6 protein-coding genes are annotated in these 18,654 nt (G+C 43.5%); 3 read left to right on the top strand and 3 right to left on the bottom strand.

The genetic code is table 11. The features are described from left to right. Window positions 1-61: 61 nt before the first annotated feature. The gene (locus QWZ08_RS21160; RefSeq protein ID WP_290339550.1) at window positions 62-10,579 is read right to left on the bottom strand and encodes a DUF7948 domain-containing protein; all 10,518 of its coding nucleotides are present in this window, start codon (window positions 10,577-10,579) and stop codon (window positions 62-64) included. A gap of 394 nt (window positions 10,580-10,973) precedes the next feature. Between QWZ08_RS21160 and QWZ08_RS21165 the strand changes: the two genes are divergently transcribed. Continuing rightward, window positions 10,974-12,536, top strand: a complete 1,563-nt coding sequence (locus QWZ08_RS21165) for a PAS domain-containing sensor histidine kinase (RefSeq protein WP_290339551.1) — start codon at window positions 10,974-10,976, stop codon at window positions 12,534-12,536. Window positions 12,537-12,546: 10 nt separating this feature from the next. On the opposite strand, the gene nhaD is transcribed toward QWZ08_RS21165, so the two are convergent. Further along, window positions 12,547-13,818 carry a sodium:proton antiporter NhaD gene (gene nhaD / locus QWZ08_RS21170; RefSeq protein WP_290339552.1) on the bottom strand — a complete coding sequence of 424 codons (1,272 nt, stop codon included), beginning with the start codon at window positions 13,816-13,818 and terminating at the stop codon, window positions 12,547-12,549. A 201-nt stretch (window positions 13,819-14,019) separates the two neighbouring features. Beyond that, the gene (gene purT, locus QWZ08_RS21175) at window positions 14,020-15,402 is read right to left on the bottom strand and encodes a formate-dependent phosphoribosylglycinamide formyltransferase (RefSeq protein WP_290339553.1); all 1,383 of its coding nucleotides are present in this window, start codon (window positions 15,400-15,402) and stop codon (window positions 14,020-14,022) included. A 67-nt stretch (window positions 15,403-15,469) separates the two neighbouring features. Between purT and QWZ08_RS21180 the strand changes: the two genes are divergently transcribed. Continuing rightward, complete coding sequence (locus QWZ08_RS21180) at window positions 15,470-16,876, top strand: sialate O-acetylesterase (protein ID WP_290339554.1); 1,407 nt, start codon at window positions 15,470-15,472, stop codon at window positions 16,874-16,876. 562 nt (window positions 16,877-17,438) lie between these two features. Further along, window positions 17,439-18,635, top strand: a complete 1,197-nt coding sequence (locus tag QWZ08_RS21185; protein ID WP_290339555.1) for a hypothetical protein — start codon at window positions 17,439-17,441, stop codon at window positions 18,633-18,635. The last annotated feature ends 19 nt before the right edge of the window (window positions 18,636-18,654 follow it).

An 18,654-nucleotide genomic window follows, 5' to 3' on the forward strand; every position in this document is an offset into this window, starting at 1 on the left:
TAAGATTGTTGGTCATTAAAAATGATACATATGCCTTGCTGAAAATAAAATAGCAGTAGATTTACCTGACCAAAACTACAGTCCCTTTTTTGCTGATAGCATGGCCGTTAAAATCTACTCCTTCAACCGTCCATACAAAGGCGCCGGGATTTTGCCTTATACCGTTTAGTGTGCCGTCCCAGCCTTTGTTAGCTTCCGATGTTTTAAAAACCAACTGACCCCAGCGACTGAATACCGCAAAATATTTTAATTCTTTTATACCAATCAAAATGGGTTTGAATACATCATTCTTTGCATCATTGTTGGGCGTAAATGCATTGGGTACATAAATTTCCGGTCCCTGGTAAACCCTTACCCTGATATCATCTTTTGCAGTGCAACCTGCGGCGGTAGTCGCAGTGACGATATATGTAACATCTCTGTCAATAATGGCAATGGGGTTTTTTATAAAGAGGTTATTCAGTCCAAATGAAGGCGACCATTGATAGTTGCTGAAGCCAAAATTATTTGTATCAACAGCATCCAGCTGCAAAGGTTGATTGATTGCGATAGAAGTATCATTGCCTGCAAATATGGTTGCCGGTGGAGTGACTGTAACCAAAACTGTATCAGCTTTAAGCGAACGGCAGCCGTTAGTACCCGACACAGTCAATACATACTGCTGACTGTGTGTTGGTTTGATCACAACCGGATTGGCAATAGCGGTACCGGAAAGAAATACACCAGGTGTCCATTGATAAACAGTTCCGCCGGTTGCATGCAAGGTGATATTTTTTCCAAAACAGGTGACTGTATCTTTTCCCGCGTCGGCAATGGGCGCTTTGTTTACGATTACTTCAACCTCATCAGTTTTAGTGCAAACTCCGGTAGTCGCTTTAATAGTATAAGTAGTTGTTGTAACTGGTGATACCATGGGCTGAAGAAATGCATTATCGCTGATGCTGCTTGTTGGCGACCATGTAAAACTGACACCATTGCTGACTGCATTTAGTTTGGTAGAATCTCCTTCACAGATTGTTATATCAGCACCTGCATTGAGCTGCAAAGTATTTTTTAATGGAACATTGATATTCCTTGTTGCAATACAGCTCCCTGCATCTTTTACATAAGCCGTATAATTTCCCGTAGCGAGATTTGTAAATATATTGCTGTTCTGATAGTTCGTTCCATCAATGCTGTAAAGCGGTGTTGATGCACCGCTGGCGGTAATGGTAATGCTGCCATCATTATTGGTGCAGGATGCAGCACCAGCAGCGGCAGTAAGGGAAGGCCCGGAAGAATTTACTGTAACCTGAACCGTATTGATACATGCATTTGCATCTTTAATCGAAATGGTGTAAGTACTTGCTCCGAGGTTGGCAAAAACATTATTCTCCTGGTAATTGTTGCCGTCAATGGAATACAGGTATGGCCTTGTGCCGCCGGTACCAACAGCAGTAATTGATCCATTGGCGGTATTGCAGGTTGCTGTGGTGGAAGTTGCCGTAACAGTAGCGCCAGCTATACTGCTTACGCTGACAGTGCTTGTGGCAATACATCCGTTTTTGTCTTTAATGGTGATAGTATATGAGGCTGCAATTAATCCCGAAAAAGTATTGCCCTGCTGAAAATTAATACCATCAATCGCATAACCATAAGGCGCCGTTCCTCCACTGGCCGTAGCCGTTATGCTGCCATTTGTTTTGCCGCAAGTGGCGGCGGTAGCAATTGCTGATATGCCGGGAGCATTGGTGTTTGCCACAATTACAGTTGCAGTGCTGGTGCAGCCATTTACATCTTTTACAGTAATTGTATAATTATTAGCTGCCAGTGAATTGAAAATATTGTTTGCCTGAAAATTGGTTCCATCGATTGAATATTTAAAAGGCGGCGTGCCCCCAGTTACTGCTGCATTAATTATTCCGTTTGCGTTACCGCAATTGGCTGTTGTAGCAGTTGCTGTAATGGATGGCCCGTTTGTGCCGGCGATTGTCACTGTTGTTGTATTGCTGCATCCATTTGCATCCTTTACATAAACAATGTAATTATTTGCCGCAAGGGCATTGAAGATATTGGACGTTTGAAAATTAATTCCATCAATTGAATATTGTAAAGGGGCTATGCCACCAGAGCCTGTTGCAGCGATGTTGCCGTTTGCATTTCCACAGCTTGCTTTTGTTGTGGTAGCTGTCACTACAGGCCCGTTGGTATTACCAATTGTTATGCTGGTTGAAAAACTGCATAAATTAACATCCTGTACAATCAGGGTATGACTTCCTGCAGCTAGATTCACGTAATTCAGTAAGGTCGAAAATGGGCTACCATCCAGTGAGTAAGTATACGGCACAATTCCACCGGTAATAGTTCCAAGTGTGATTGAGCCATTACTCTTACCACAGGTCGCATTGGTTACAACGGATGCAATTGCCGAAATCGGAACCGGCCCAGCTGTAACTATTACACTGGTGGCAACAGAACTGCAACCAGTTGTATTTTGGGCCGTTAACAAATGTGCTCCCGCACCAACTCTGGTATAACCTCCCGAAGGATATGTTGTAAAAATACCTCCATCCAAACTAAACACAAGGCCTGTAGTAGCCGATGTGACTGCAATGGTTCCGGTAGCCACATTACAGGTTGGTTGTGTAACGGTAACAGTTGGTGCAGCCGGTAATGCATTGACTGTAATTGTTAGGGTAGCTGTTGAAGCGCATTGTCCTGCTGCCGGGGTAAATGTATATGTTGTGGTAGCGCTGTTATCTAAAGCGGGCGCCCAGCTTCCGGTAATACCTTCCAGTGAAGTTGTCGGTAATGGCGATAGCGGGGTACCGGCACATACAGCTGCCACTGGTGCAAATGTTGGTATTATAGCAGAGTTAACGGCAATGGTTAACGTTGCCTTTGAAGCACACTGCCCGGCAGTTGGTGTAAAAGTATAGGTAGTTGTTGCGGAGTTGTTCAACACCGGGGACCAGTTACCAGTAATGCCATTTAAAGATGTTGCTGGCAAAGCCGCCAGGGATGCTCCTTTACAAACAGCCGCAACTGCATTAAAAGTTGGTACAATTAAACTGGTAATGGTTACAGATGTTGTAGCGATAACCCCGGTACATCCTCCGGATGCCGGAACGGTATATGTAACAATATATGTTCCGGGTGTACTGCCTGAAGGTATGATAGAACCCGTGCTTCCATTCAGCGATAACCCTGTTGGTGCTGTGTAACTGCCGGTTGCAAATGTTCCCGTGCCTGTCAGGGTAACGGGTTGTGGGTTTAACTCGTCCAGGCAAAATGGAGTTGAATAACTGATTTTTGCAGTAGGCGGTATGCACGAAACAGCAGTACAGGTAGCGGTAGTACTGGCAAAGCAGGAGGCCCCATTGCCAGTAGGAGTAACTGTAATGGTTACATTGCCTCCCGCAGATAGACCCGTTACTGAGTAGGATAACACATTGCCAATGGCGCCAACGTTGACTGAAGTACCGGCATTTACCTTGTAGGAAACAGCGTAGCCTGTTGCACCATTCACTGCTGCCCATGTGAATGTGGTTGACGAAACAGTCGAAATGCCACAATTGACAGTGGCCGTTTCAACTGGGGTAACAAAGATGGTTAAAGTTGTTGTTTTAGCACATTGACCAGCAGTTGGTTTAAAAGTATAGGTAGTAGTGGAGACATTATTTAATGCAGGAGTCCATGTGCCGGTGATACCGTTTAATGATGTTGTTGGCAAAGGAGATAATGTGCTGCCTGCACATATTGGTGTTACCAGATTAAATACAGGAATGATTGCAGGATTTACTGTAATTGTTAACGATGATGCTGCTGCACATTGCCCTGCTGCTGGTGTAAAAGTATAAGTTGTAGTGAACGCATTATTTAACGCAGGTGACCATGAGCCATTAATTCCATTTAAAGATGTTGTCGGCAATGGTGACAACGCAGCTCCGGAACAAATGGGCGCTACTGCGCTAAACGTTGGAATAACCGCAGGATTGACTGTAATAGTCAATGTTGCAGGTGCTGCACATTGCCCTGCTGCTGGTGTAAAGGTGTAAATAGTAGTGGTCGTATTATTCAAAGCAGGTGACCATGAGCCTGTAATTCCATTTAGAGAAGTAATTGGCAATGGTGATAAAGCAGATCCGGAACAGATTGGCCCTACTGCGTTGAAAGTTGGTGTTACCGCAGGATTAACTGTAACAGTCAATGCTGCCGGTGAAGCACATTGTCCTGCTGTTGGCGTAAAAGTGTAAACAGTTGTAGCGGTATTATTCAAAGTGGGTGACCATGTACCAGTAATTGCATTTAGTGAAGTTGTTGGTAATGGTGCCAGTGCTGTACCTGCACAAATTGATGCTAAGGAGTTGAACGTTGGCACAAGGGCTGGATTAACCGTAATTGTCAACGAGACAGATGATGCGCATTGCCCTGCCGATGGTGTAAATGTATAGATAGTGGTTGTGGAATTATTCAGTGCCGGTGACCATGATCCAGTAATTCCATTTAAAGAAGTTGTTGGCAACGGACTCAATAATGCTCCTGAACAAATTGGAGAAACTGGCGCAAATGTCGGGGTAACGGTTGACTCTATTGTAGCTACCGTTATATTTGCAGTTGCTGTACAGTTCCGGGTATCTTTTACTGTAATTGTATAGGCACCTGCGGCCAGTCCCAGAAAGACATTGCTTGTTTGAAAAGTCACACCGTCTTTGCTATAGCCAGGCACGCCCGTTCCGCCAGTAGCCTCAGCAGTAATAGTTCCATCATTTAAACCGCAGGAAGCCGGCGATGTAGTCAATATCAGGCCGGGTGCTGGCAGATTGATTATTGGAACCGGCAATGTTTTTATACAACCGTTGGCGTCTTTTACTGACAGAGTGTAAACGCCGGCAGCAATGCCATTGAAAGTTGTTTCAGCCTGGTAGGTGCTGCCGTTAATTGAAAATTGCAATGGCGCAGTACCGCCGGTTGCGGTCGCAATAATGCTCCCGTTGCCAAGCCCGCAGGCTTCGTTAGTAATTGCAGCCGTAAGTGTCTGGGGGCCGTTGGTGTTGCTGACCAAAACAATTTTTGTAGTTAAGCATCCATTTGCATCCTTTACAGTGATTGTATATTCTTTCGGTAAGAGGCCGGTAAAAACTGTTGATGTTTGAAAATTGACCTCATCAATGCTATATTGCAAAGGTGCTGTGCCGCCACCAGCAGTGATGGTAACACTCCCCGTTGGATTGCCGCAGCTGGATGGAGTAATAGTTGTGGCGGAAATAACAGGCGCAATTGTGTTAGCAACAGATACCCCTGTGGTGGTGATGCAACCCCTTGCATCTTTTATATAAACAGTATAAAACGTAGCTGGCAAATCTGAAAATGTATTGCTGCTTTGATAAACTGTTCCGTCAATACTAAAGGTATAGGGCACTTCGCCCAACAGCCCTTCTGCAACAATGGTTCCATCATTATTTTTACAGGTTGCGGCAATTGTATAAGCCGTTGCTTTTGGCATTGGTGTATTGGCAATGGTTATATCCAGCGTGCCATAACATTTGTTGGCATCTGCTGCATACACAGTATAATTTCCCGGAGCAAGACCCGTAAATACATTGCTGTTTTGAAAACTGGTTCCATTGATACTGTATTGCAACGGAGCAACGCCTCCTGTTGCCGCAACAGTGATTGTTCCGTTATTGGTATTACAGGAAGTGGATATAACATTTGCAGTTATTACCGGGCCTGGTAAGCCTGCCAGGGTTACCATTACGCCATTTGTACATCCTGTCGCGTCTTTCACACCAACAGCGTAATTGCCGGGTGCCAGGTTATTAAATACACCGCTGGTAAAGTAAGCGCCGCCATTAATATTGTAACTGTAAGGAGCAACTCCTCCGTTACCATTTACAGTAATGTTGCCGTTACTGGCATTGCAGGTAGCATTGGTTTGGCTTGTATTTATACCTGCCCCGTTGGTAGAAGGAACACTCACAAAAATGGTATTCAAACAAGCCCCGGGGATGTCGGGCGGTCCCGTTGTAAAATCTGCGTCATCTGCTATGATAACAGGGTATGTACCAGGTGCAAGGCTGCCAAATGTGAATGTAGCCGCAAAGGTTTGGTAGGTAACACCATTATCGATGCTGGCATGATAGGGTGTGTTTACCCCAACCCCTGTCACTGTAATTGATCCGCTGGTAGTATTGCATGCAGCAGCTGTTGACGTGGCTGTTGCTGTAGCAGGTGCCGCCTTTCCCACAATGGCAATTCTTGTTACCGTACAGGTGCTGCCTGCAAGTCTTGCGGTAACTGTATGCACACCGGCAGGTACATCTTTAAACTGGTTAGCACTTGTAAAGGCGCCGCCGTCTAAACTAAATTCGTAAGAGGTGCCACCACCTCCTCCTCCGCCACCGCCGCCACCTCCACCTTCCCCCCCGCCGTTGGGCAGGCCTTTTATATTTTTAATTCTGCCTAAACCACCGGTACAATCCAGGGCATCCCTGATAGTGAATGTTACATCGGTAGGTGCCGTTCCTGTTCCATTATCTGTAACGGTGACTGTTCCCGCTATGCTGCATCCGGTTGCATCTTTTGCAATAATGTTGTGTGTGCCAGGTGCTACATTTATAAAAACACCATGAGGCTGAAATGCGCCGCCGTCAATATTATAGGTTAATGGTGCCACACCGCCTGAGCCATTTGCCCTTGCTACACCATTGGCACTCCCACAAGTGGCGTTTTGCTCAACTGATACAGTTAATAAAAGACCTGAGGCAGAAGTCACTGTCACTTTACTGGTAACAACGCAACTATTTGCATCTTTTACATAGACTGTATAAATTCCCGGTGCTACACCTGTAAAAATAGTTGAAGATTGGTATACCGTTCCATTGATGCTGTATTGCAGCGGCGGAACGCCGCCTTTAGCTGTTGCGTTGATGGTTCCATTACTGCTGCTGCAGGAAGATGAAACCGAACTGGCTTTTAGCGACAATCCGGACAAGTTGGCAACATCAACAGTTGTTGTTTTAATACATCCATTGGCATCCTTTACATAAACTGTATAGCTACCGGTTGCAAGGCCAGTATAGACATTGCCAGCCTGGTAAGTAATATCGTCGAGACTGTATTGCAGTGGGGCTGTACCGCCCGTTGCGGTAGTAGTGATAGTTCCCGTATTTGAATTGCAAGCGGTCGCGGTTGTTGCTGCATTAACTGTTGCGCCTGCCGTGTTGCCGACAACAATAATCGCGGTACTGATGCATCCGGCAGCATCTTTTACATACACTGCATAATTGCCACCACCAACGCCTGTGAAAACATTGCCCGCCTGGAATGTTATTCTGTCAATGCTGTACAGGTAGGGAGCTGTGCCCCCGGCTGGGGTGGCTGTAATAGTACCGTTATTAATATTACAGGCAGAAACAGTTGATGTTGCTGTTACAGTCGGGCCTGAAGTACTGGTTACTGTAACGGTTGTTATATTGGTGCATCCGGTGTTGTCTTTTACCGTAACGGTATACGTTCCTGCCGCCAACCCGGTAAAAATATTACCGGGTTGAAACGTGATACCATTAATGCTGTATTGAAGCGGTGCGATGCCACCTGCGGCAGTCGCTGTAACCGTGCCGTTGATGTTGGCACAGGCTGCGGCAGTAGCAACGGCGGTAACAGTTGGAGCAGGCGAGTTGGCAATATTAACTGTTGTAGACTGCATACACCCATTGGCATCTTTTACCGTTACAGTATAAGCGCCAGGAGTACAATTTGAAAAGACATTGCCGGCCTGGAAAATATTTCCGTTGATACTGTATTGCAATGGTGGCGTACCGCTGCTTCCAAAAGCTGTAATCGTTCCGTTGGCAGTACCACAGGTAGCCGCTGCAGGAATGGCTGTAATTAAAGGACTTGGTGAACTGGTGATAGTAATTACTGCAGCATTGGTGCAACCGGTGGCATCTTTTACAGTAAGGGTATAAGTACCTCCAACAAGTCCTGTAAAGAAGTTGCTGCTTTGATAAGTGGTTCCGTTAATGCTGTATTGATAGGGTGGTGTTCCACCGGTTACATTCGCTGTAACATTACCATTGTTACTTCCACAATCAGCATTGGCACTGGTGTACGCCAATACCGGCCCGTTGGAATTTAACAGGGTTACAGTCCTTGTGCTTTTACATCCGCTGGCATCTTTTACGGTGATCGTATAAACGCCTGCCGCCAGTGCTGTAAAGTTTCCGCTGGCATTAAATGTCGAGCCATCAATGCTGTAAGTATACGGAGCGGTGGCACCTGAACCCGTGGCCACAATTACTCCGGTGCTGTTGCCACAGGTTGTATTGGTTTGTGTAACGGCGATAACAGCACCAGGAAAAATAAAAGCAGTACTGGCCTGCGAGCCACTGCAGGCCTGGTTAATAGTGGCTACTACTGTGTAAGTAATATTGGGATTAAGTGCAGTAAACAGGCCGGTAGTATTGCTGGCGATTTGGGTGCCACCAGCAGAGAGTACATAAGTAACTGTTGACCCAGCCGGTGGCGCTGGACTTACTATTACGCTAGCGCTTGCAGTTAAACAGTTTGGTGAAACATTCAACGAATATCGTGTGGAAGGGCAGTAGGCCGCAATATCAAAAGAAGCGACAAAACCATCGCCACTGGCATACAATATTTTTTTTGATTCATCATAAGCCAGGTCATAAACTGCTTTTCCGTTAAACCCCGGGATGGCGATATCTGGTGCCCCTGCATCATCAAATACGGCACCATTAAATTTATACACTTTTATTACTCCGTTGCCATCACCCACAAAAATATTGTTGCAGGCATCAGCTACAATACCGCCCTGCATCAGCGTTGTATTGGCAGTGATCAAAGGCGTACCCACCCCATTTCCGGTGGCTTTATCAAACGCTTTTAAATTTTTTCCATCCCAATAAAAAAGATAAGCACTGTTGATGGCAAAGATGTTGGCCGAGTTATCAATCTGGCCACCCAGCAAATACGGGCGGTTGGCAATTTCCTCAACTGCTGTAAAACCAGAAGCAACATTCCAGGCAACTGATGCGCCGCTATAGGGAGCGGTGTTTTTATAAATTTTATTTGTTAAGGAGGGGTTACCAAACAGTGATCCGTAAATGGTATACATGTCGTTGTTGGAAGGATCGATCACGAAGTCAACAATATCCTGCGCCCAGCCGGCACTTCCTGTATAGGGAATACCGGTTACATTCAATGCACCAATTGCTGTGGATGGCGGAGCAAATACGCCGAAGTTGATATTGGAGTTAGTACCGCCGCCCGCAACTAAAATTTGCGGGGAGCCATTGTTACAGCTCCACAATATTTTCCAGGCTTCCCTGAAATTGGGATTGGCAGCGGTGATGTAATTATCATACAAACCCGTTGTGCTTACCCGTATCACCTGGAAACCAGTTGAAGGATTAAAGCCCTGGCCCAGGTAGATATTGCCCGTTGGCTTTTCTACCATCCACCCACCCCAGTAAGTTCCGAAGGTCCATGACGGAATGGCGAGACTGCCATTAAAAGTCCATTGTAAAACACCGGCTGCATTGAATTTCGCCAGTTGGTGAACGTTGGAATTTCCTCCACCGGTTACATACATATTGCCTGTATAATCAAAGTCCACATCTTTTGCTTTGCCGGCGTTTAAGCCAGTAAGATTGGCGGTGGTGGTTACAAAAGGATCTATTACCAACGTCTTTGAATTATCATATCCTTCAGGAAAAGAAAAGCTGATTTCATTTTCATTTACTGTAAAACCAGCTATAATTTTTTGAGTAGTATTGTTTTGGTAAAAGCAAACAGGCGCTGTTTCAATAATGCCATTAATGGGTGATTTGATAACAAGACTGCCATTGTTTTTAAGCCAGGTGCTGGTAACATCGCCGCCGTACTTCATCTTTACAGCGCTGAGATTGGCTCCGGGTTTTACAACAAGACTGTACTCAAAGCCCGGCTTTCTGGAGGCAATAAAAGAATAGATTATATCAATGCCGGGATACAGATCCCGGTAAGTAATTTTTCTAAAGCCCCTGGCTTTTTGCTGTACGCTGCCATAAGTATGATATCCGGGTGCGATATCTTCTGCTATTATCTGTGGATTGGGGTTGGCATTCAGCCACTGCATGGTAATTGCTTTATCAATCACTTCCTGCTCTTCAATTTCTTCTTCGGCATGGATTTTTTTATGTTTCCTGCGTTCCCTGGCTTCCTCCTTTTCTCTTTCCAGTTCAGACGGGCCTTCCAGCTTTCTTTGTAAATAAATAAGCCCCTTTGTTGTAAATAATACCGGCATACCCCATCCTTCGTAACCATATTTTATTGTGCCCATTTGCTGGTGCTGATTCATTGTTTCACCGTACTGACCCACGTTTTCTATAAAGGCCAGCCGGGATCCAAACAGGTCGTCGTTATTGGTAGTGACGCATTTCAATAAAGCAGTAGTATTTAAGCGCCCGTTATTTTTTTTATCATCAGGCAATTGCTGGGAATAAAGAGCTGCAGCATTCAATAGCAGGATTAGCAATAAAGCAGCCCCTGGATAAAGGTTTAAATAATTAAATTTTGTTTTTAAAAAATCAACCATGTGGGTTTTATTAGTTAGTTGGTAACATGGTTTTTTCACAGATAACTAAATCAATAGCACAAGCAGCACACTTGTAGCTAGGGTTGGTAAGCGCCGGTTAGCAAAATGTAACCGGCATTTTTAAATTTTTCATTAACAGCCTCAATAAAATTGCTATGTCAGCCTGTCTAAAACAGAATCGGATAAAATCTGTAGAAGGAAGCTTCGGTTGACTGACAGTATTGCTGAAGAGATTAGCCAGAAAAAGATTTAACGGGTAGAAGAATTACTATTAAAGCGAAATACTGTAAATACTGATATTTATCAGGATTAGTAATTATACTAATGTTGTAGTTTTATACATGTTACCGGACCTCTGTTAAACAAATCTTCCTCAATTATCAATTTTAATTCAATGAATCACTTCGGAAAGGCGGAGGATTTTCTTCCTTACGATTCGCTGCTTAAGCTGGCTTTTGAAAGTAAGGTAGCAGCAACTGTTGTTTCTCTAACCAGCGGTAAAATTGTAACTGCAAACACCGCAGCAAAAATATTATTTGGTTATAGTGAAGTAGAATTCGGTTCGCTTATGATAGCTGATCTGCTGGCACCAGGCTGTGGCAGCAATTTGATATCCGGTGAGGTCAAATACGGAAGTCCTATAGAAACACTGCCTTTCATCCGCAAAAACGGCGAACTTTTTAATGGTAAAACCTCAGCACAAATTTTAGCAGGCAATAATGGTACTGACTATGTATACATCAGTCTCATTGAAATTAATCAACAGCAACTTGTTGATGCTCCGGTTAAACTTGCAAGTGTATCGCAGGATGGTTGGAAACAATTCAAAAATTTGATTGAAAATCTTCCCGTAGGTGTTTTAAAACAAGCTCCTGATGCATCCATCCTTATTTCAAATAATGCAGCTTTGGAACTGTTGGGATTAACAGAAGAACAGTTGTTGGGCAAAACATCCTTCGATCCTGACTGGAATGTTATTCATGAAGATGGTTCACCGTTTCCCGGTCATACTCACCCCGTGCCAGCAACTATTGCCTCCGGTAAATCTGTTAAAGATATTATCATGGGTGTCTACCGGCCTTTAAAAAAAGACAGGGTTTGGTTGTTGGTAAATGCAGAACCGGAATTTGATGCCACAGGCAAGTTGGATCATGTGATATGTACGTTCGATAATTTCACGGAACAGATAATTACCCGCAGAAAATTAAAAGAAAATGAAGCGCATTTAATTGCACTCAATGCCAGTTTGGAAGCGAAAACCGCTGCTTTAATCAATAAAAATGCCGAGCTGGAAAGCTTTGCCTATGTGGCCTCGCACGACTTACAGGAACCACTGCGCATGGTAAGCGGCTTCATTAAATTATTTGAAAAAAAGTACGAAAATATTGTTGACGAAACCGGAAAAAAATATATCCAGTTTGCTGTAGATGGGGCGGAGCGGATGAAAACGCTGATCAATAATCTTTTAAAATATGCGCTGATTGCAAAAGAGCCGGAAACGGTGACCGATGTGGACATGAACGTTGTAGTAAAAGAAGTGCTATATACATTCATCAGCGACGGCAATCAAACAGAAAGAGAAATTGATGTTGAAAAATTGCCGGTTATACGAGCTGGAAAAAACGACATGCTGCAACTGATGCAAAACTTAATTGGCAATGCATTAAAATATGCAAGCGATGAAAGACAGGTCATCAGGATATCAGGGACTGAAACGGCAACCGAAACTACCATCAGTGTACAAGACAACGGGATTGGCATAGATCCCAAAGATTCAGAAAGAATTTTTATCATGTTCCAGCGGCTGGTTACACAGGATAAGTTCACCGGAACAGGTATTGGCCTGGCTACCTGTAAAAAAATTGTTGAATTGTATGGAGGTAAAATCAGGGTAGAATCTGAATTGGGCAAAGGTGCCAATTTTACATTTTCCATTCCTAAAAAGCAGGCTGTTTAGCGGTTGATTTTCAAAACTCCAATTGCAAAAGAAATACTCCAATACCGGCAGCAAATCCAATCAACGCCAGCCAGCTTATTTTTTTCAGGTACCAGATAAAATCAATATTTTCAATTCCCATTACGGCCACGCCTGCGGCAGAACCGATGATAATGGCACTGCCACCTGTTCCTGTCGTGAGCGCAAGAAATTCCCAAAAAGGATGGTCAGTTGGATAGGTTGATAAATCATACATGCCCTGCGATGCAGCCACCAGCGGAACATTGTCCACCAGTGCTGATAACAACCCCAGTGTTGTACCGATTAAATAATCATTTTTTAGCGTGTGGCTTAAGGCGCCCGCCAGTTCTTTTAATAATCCAAAAGATTGTAAAGCTGCCACAGCCAGCAGAATGCCGAGGAAGAACAACACACTGGGCGTATCCACTTTTTGTAACGCTTTTGTTACGGTATATTTTTCTGCCAGTTCCGGCTCTTTACCTTTGTGAATAAAGGAGGTAATCAACCACATCAAACCCAGCGCCAGCAACATTCCCATAAAAGGTGGTAAATGTGTAAGTGTTTTAAAAGCCGGTACAAAAACTAAAAATCCAATGCCGGCAAAAAGAATAACCTGACCCTCTTTTTTTTCCTTTTCAGTTGTCGCAGGCAATAAAATAGTATCCAGTTTTTTTCCTTTGAAACGGGCCGCAATAATCAACGAAGGAAAAATACACACGGCTATGCCGGGCAATATCAGTTGCTTCATAATGTTGAGCGCTGTTATTTGACCGCCAATCCACAGCATGGTAGTAGTAACATCTCCCAAAGGCGACCATGCGCCGCCGGCATTGGCTGCTATAACAATCATTCCGCAAAACCATAATTTATCTTCTTTATCGCTCAGGATTTTTGAACACAAAGAAGCCATCACAATTGCCGTAGTTAAATTATCAAGTAAGGAAGAAAGAAAAAATGTAATGGCTGTTACAATTAGTAGCAGGCTACTTTTGCTGCTGGTAGTTATTTTTTCGGTGATGATATCAAAGCCATTATGCGAGTCAATCAATTCCACAATCGTCATGGCACCTAATAAAAAAAATAAGATAGACGCGATTTCGCCCAGGTGGTGCAATAACTGTTCGCTTACCTGTTGTGGTGCATCGCTTTGTACAATGTAGATTGTCCAGCAAAGCACGCCCGTTATTAAAGCACTGGCGGCTTTATTCAGTTTTATCACATGCTCAAATGCGATGGCAATGTATCCCAGTATAAATACGGTAATAAGTAACAGTGCAATCATAATTTTTTTGAGCTTGAGCTTTATAAATGTTAAAACAGTATTTAATTTTTAGCCAGTCATTGTATTATGCAAAACAGGCAACAATTATTTTTACTTTCTTCCTGCTACTATAAGGATGTGTTTTTCTGGTTCGCCTCTTGAGCATTACTGAATATTGAGACGCAGGACAAAAGTGATTGATTGCAAATGAAAGAAACAGCGTTATTCTATGATAATACAATCGGCTGCGGCTTTCGCTTTTTTACGGAGCTCATTTATATCTGAATCCGGTTCACCATACGCCAGGGCAACGGCCATTCTGCGGTAAGGGCGGGTGGTTGGCTTACCAAAAATGCGTATATCTGTGCCATCCAGTTGCAGAGCTTTCTCCATTCCGGAAATGGTAAAACTGGCAGCAGCTTTATTGGCCAGTACCACGGCGCTTGCCCCGGCCCGTTCCAGTAGTATAGAAGGAATTGGTAAGCCCAGTATAGCTCTTGCGTGTAATTCAAACTGCGATAAATTTTGTGTGCCTGCCAGTGTAACCATGCCGGTATCATGTGGCCGCGGACTTAGTTCAGAAAAATATACACCTTTATCTGTAAGAAAAAATTCAACTCCCCAAATGCCGGCGCCCGTTAATGCAGCGGTAACTTTTTTGGCCATGTCGCAGGCATCGGTATAATCTTTTTCGCTGATGGCAACCGGTTGCCAGCTTTCCTGGTAATCGCCCCGTTCCTGCCGGTGCCCTATCGGCGGACAAAATAAGGTAACTCCATTTTTTTGGGTAACGGTTAGCAAAGTAATTTCGGTGTGAAACAAAATAAATTCCTCAATAATTACTTCCTGTACATCGCCTCTTGAATTGGTAATGGCATAGTCCCAAACCTGTTGCTGATCTTCCGGGTTTTTTAAAACAGATTGTCCCTTGCCGCTTGAAGACATCAGGGGTTTTACAACACATGGCAGCCCGATTACCTGTACGGCTTTTGTAAATTCAGCGAAGCTGGTTGCATAAAAATAGGCGGCTGTTTTCAACCCCAGGTCTTTACTTGCCAAATCACGAATCAGCTTCCGGTTCATGGTAAAGTTGGCTGCCCTTGCGCTGGGCACAACTTGTATCTGCTGCTGTTCGTAGGTATATAAACGTTCTGTACGGATGGCTTCAATTTCCGGCACAATTAAGTGGGGCTGATGCTTGGCCACAACTGCATCCAGTTGCGTTCCGTCCAGCATATCTGCTACTTCATAATCATCTGCTACCTGCATGGCAGGCGCACCGGCGTAGCTGTCAACTGCAATAACGGTTTGGCCCAGGCGCTTTAATGCAATCACCAGTTCTTTACCCAATTCGCCACTTCCGAGCAGTAGTATTTTTTTATGCATGCCGCAATATAAATTATTTGATGAATAAAGTTTAAAGAGAGGATTTTTTAATGGTGTGAGAAAGCGGGCTGCATTTTTAAAGTAAATTTTTACTTTGCCGGGATAAACTGGTAAACTGATACTGCCTGGCAAAGTGCAAGTTTGTTCATCAGGTACGTTGAGCGTATAGCAATACTGACCATTGTAACCAATAACGGTCAAAAGCGTAGAATTGGTCATTAAAATTTAAGTAAATGGTTCGTACATTTAAACTCCAATACAAACAACTAACACTTAATAATTTCTCATGAAAAAATGTTTTGCCATTGTTACTGCGCTTTTCTTTACCCAGGCGTTAAAAGCCAATATACGCTTGCCGAACGTAATCAATAATAATATGGTATTGCAGCAGCAATCGGCTGTAAAATTATGGGGCTGGGCCGGTCCAGCTGAAAAGATATTTGTTACCACATCCTGGGATAACAAAACAGACAGCGTTATCGCTACCCGGGACGCCGTTTGGTCACTGAGCGTAAAAACGCCTGCTGCCGGCGGGCCTTATACTATAACTTTAAAAGGTCAGAATACCATTGTGCTGAACAATGTGCTGATTGGGGAAGTGTGGGTTTGTTCCGGCCAGTCAAATATGGAGATGAATGATGGCTGGGGCGGTATACCGGATATTAAAGCAGCGTTACCCAATTGTGCCAACAGCAATATCAGGTTCTTCACCATTCCAAAAACTACCTCTCAATATCCGCAGGATAATTGTGGTGGCGAATGGGTTGCATGCGACTCCAATACGCTGAAAGTGTTTAGCGCCGTGGCCTACTTCTTTGGTAAAAAACTGAATACAGATATGAACGTACCTGTTGGGTTGATCAGCACCAACTGGGGCGGCACACCGGCAGAAACATGGACGGAGACAGGAGCAATTAACAATGATCCGGAATTAAAAAATGCCGCCGCAAAACAACAACCATACGACTGGTGGCCGTACTTACCAGGTGCTGCATTTAACGGTATGATTGCACCTGTTACCAATTACAATATTGCCGGTGCCATCTGGTACCAGGGCGAAGGCAATACCATTGCGCCAGACACATACGGTAAACTATTAACTACTATGATTGGCAGCTGGCGCAAAGCATGGAGCAAGGAACTGCCATTTTATTATGTCCAGATTGCCCCCTTCACTTACGAAAATAAATTTATCTCCTCTGTAATAAGAGAGCAGCAGACAAAGGCCATGACATTTCCCAATGTTGGTATGGCTGTGATCACTGATTTGGTTGACAATGTAAAAGATATTCATCCAAAAGGTAAACGGCTGGTAGGCGAACGCCTTGCCAACTGGGCACTGGCACAAATTTACCATAAGGATGGCTTACTGTTTAAAAGCCCTATGTATAAAAGTATGGAAGTGCAAAAAAATAAAGTCGTGATATCATTTGACAATGCGCCCAATGGCCTTATGACAACTGGTAAAAATATTACCGAAGTATACATTGCCGGATCCGATAAAATATTTGTACCTGCTACTGCAAAAATTGATAAAGACAAATTGATTGTAACAAACTCTAAAGTGCCACAACCGGTGGCAGTCAGGTTTTCGTTCAGCAATGCAGCCATGGGCAACTTATTCAGCAAGGAAGGATTGCCGGTAAATCCTTTCAGAACAGATGACTGGGAACTTGACAGAAGTAAAGAATAAATTATCCGCATTTGTATCGAATACATCTTTTATTTTTATGCGGCTGGTAATTACCGGCCGCTTTTAATTGGTACCCATTACTGCAATGTTTTAATTTGTATTAAACATATAGTTATAGTCAATCCTTATTACTAATTTGTTATTCTACGTAAACACGGTTGTTGTAAACCAAACTGCGCATTGCCATTTTTACTTTCTTCAATCCTTCTAAATAGGCTAGAGCAAGAGGTTTCCCAATACGGGACTTATTTGTACAATGCCTTATAATCTGTGAGCAATTATTTACTCTCACCAGTACAGACTCAACGCTAAAAAAAGCGGTAACTCAGGAAAGTAGCCTAGTTACAAAGCAAAATCAAAATAAGCTTGCACACCTGATAAATAATCCTAAATGGGATCAAAGTTTGATGATTGTAAAATTATCAAAGCCAGTAAATTTTATTACCCAATTTTTTAAAAATATCACTGCTCATGCCCCCTGTCTTTTCATAAATTTCCGTGCAACATATTATATTATCCAGAAACTTATTTACAAGCTAGATTAAAAAATCAACCCCAAAAGATGAAAAATTTTAAACTGATTTCAACAACCATTGTTTTGTGCGCCTTCATAATTACCAGCTGCACAAAAGAAATTGGTACCAGCAACAATCCCAACTTACAAAGCGAAAGTACTTTATCAAAGCAACCAGCATTGATATCTGCAGATTTACAGCTAAAGCTCACCAAATTACGTGCATCTATGCCCGCAGGCTATGAAAAACGGGTGCAAAAAAATACTGCATTATTATTAAAAATGCATCCTGAATACCGGGCCATGGTACAACGGGCTTTGAGTGCAAGCTCTCCAGCAAGCTGTAATGATAATACGCCATTAAATCAGTTACTGGCCAGCCAGCTGGCAGACTGGAACAGCGATATTATTTACTTTGCGCTGGCGACTGGTATGCTTGATTTTCCTACCTACGATGCGCTGTTATTTGAAAATACCGCAGCCACACAATATTTTGGCGTGAAAGGAGAATACACCCAAATAATGGCAAAGACTTTTAAAGACCTGAAACGCTTTTGGAATATTCAATCAAACAATATTGTGTTGGTGGGAATGCACGGAAGTATGTTGCTGAACCGGGATAAATTGATCAGGATTGATATGATTCTTTATGGCGACAGCCAGGTAACAGCAGCATATACTGCAGACCTGATTATATTATTGTTGAAAGATGTACCTCAATATCAAAACGGCAACCATCCGATTTTTACGTTTAATTCATTTGCGCAAAATGCTTTTACTTTTTCTCCCTATGGAATAATACCCGCCAAAATTGTGATGGGAGATGGCATTATGCAGGACTTTACTGCGACAGGTTATGGAGACGTAGCGCCGCAGGCAATACTAGCCCATGAATTTGGCCACCAGATTCAGTTTCAGCTCGGCGTATTCGGTACTGTAAGCAGCCCTGAAGCAACAAGAAGAACTGAGTTGATGGCTGATGCATATTCAGCTTATTACCTTTCTCATGCCCGTGGTGCTTCTATGCAGTGGAAAAGGGTGCTGCTGTTTTTGCAGGTGTTTTTTAATATCGGCGATTGCCAGGTTACCAATGATGGACATCATGGAACGCCAACACAAAGAATGGCTTCCGCACAATGGGGTTACAGCGTTGCCAACGATGCACAAAAGCAGGGACGTATTTTAACCAGCCAGGAATTTACCGCGCTTTTTGAAAAGCAGTTACCGGTGATTTTACTGAAATAATGTTAGTGGAAAACCTGAC

Source organism: Ferruginibacter paludis, from assembly GCF_030409685.1.
Taxonomy (GTDB): Bacteria; Bacteroidota; Bacteroidia; order Chitinophagales; family Chitinophagaceae; genus Ferruginibacter; species Ferruginibacter paludis.

Excerpts from the sequence above, each read along its gene's own strand:
- QWZ08_RS21160 (WP_290339550.1), bottom strand. The coding sequence starts at position 10,579 with ATGGTTGATTTTTTAAAAACAAAATTTAATTATTTAAACCTTTATCCA.
- QWZ08_RS21165 (WP_290339551.1), top strand. The coding sequence starts at position 10,974 with ATGAATCACTTCGGAAAGGCGGAGGATTTTCTTCCTTACGATTCGCTG.
- nhaD (WP_290339552.1), bottom strand. The coding sequence starts at position 13,818 with ATGATTGCACTGTTACTTATTACCGTATTTATACTGGGATACATTGCC.
- purT (WP_290339553.1), bottom strand. The coding sequence starts at position 15,402 with ATGACCAATTCTACGCTTTTGACCGTTATTGGTTACAATGGTCAGTAT.
- QWZ08_RS21180 (WP_290339554.1), top strand. The coding sequence starts at position 15,470 with ATGAAAAAATGTTTTGCCATTGTTACTGCGCTTTTCTTTACCCAGGCG.
- QWZ08_RS21185 (WP_290339555.1), top strand. The coding sequence starts at position 17,439 with ATGAAAAATTTTAAACTGATTTCAACAACCATTGTTTTGTGCGCCTTC.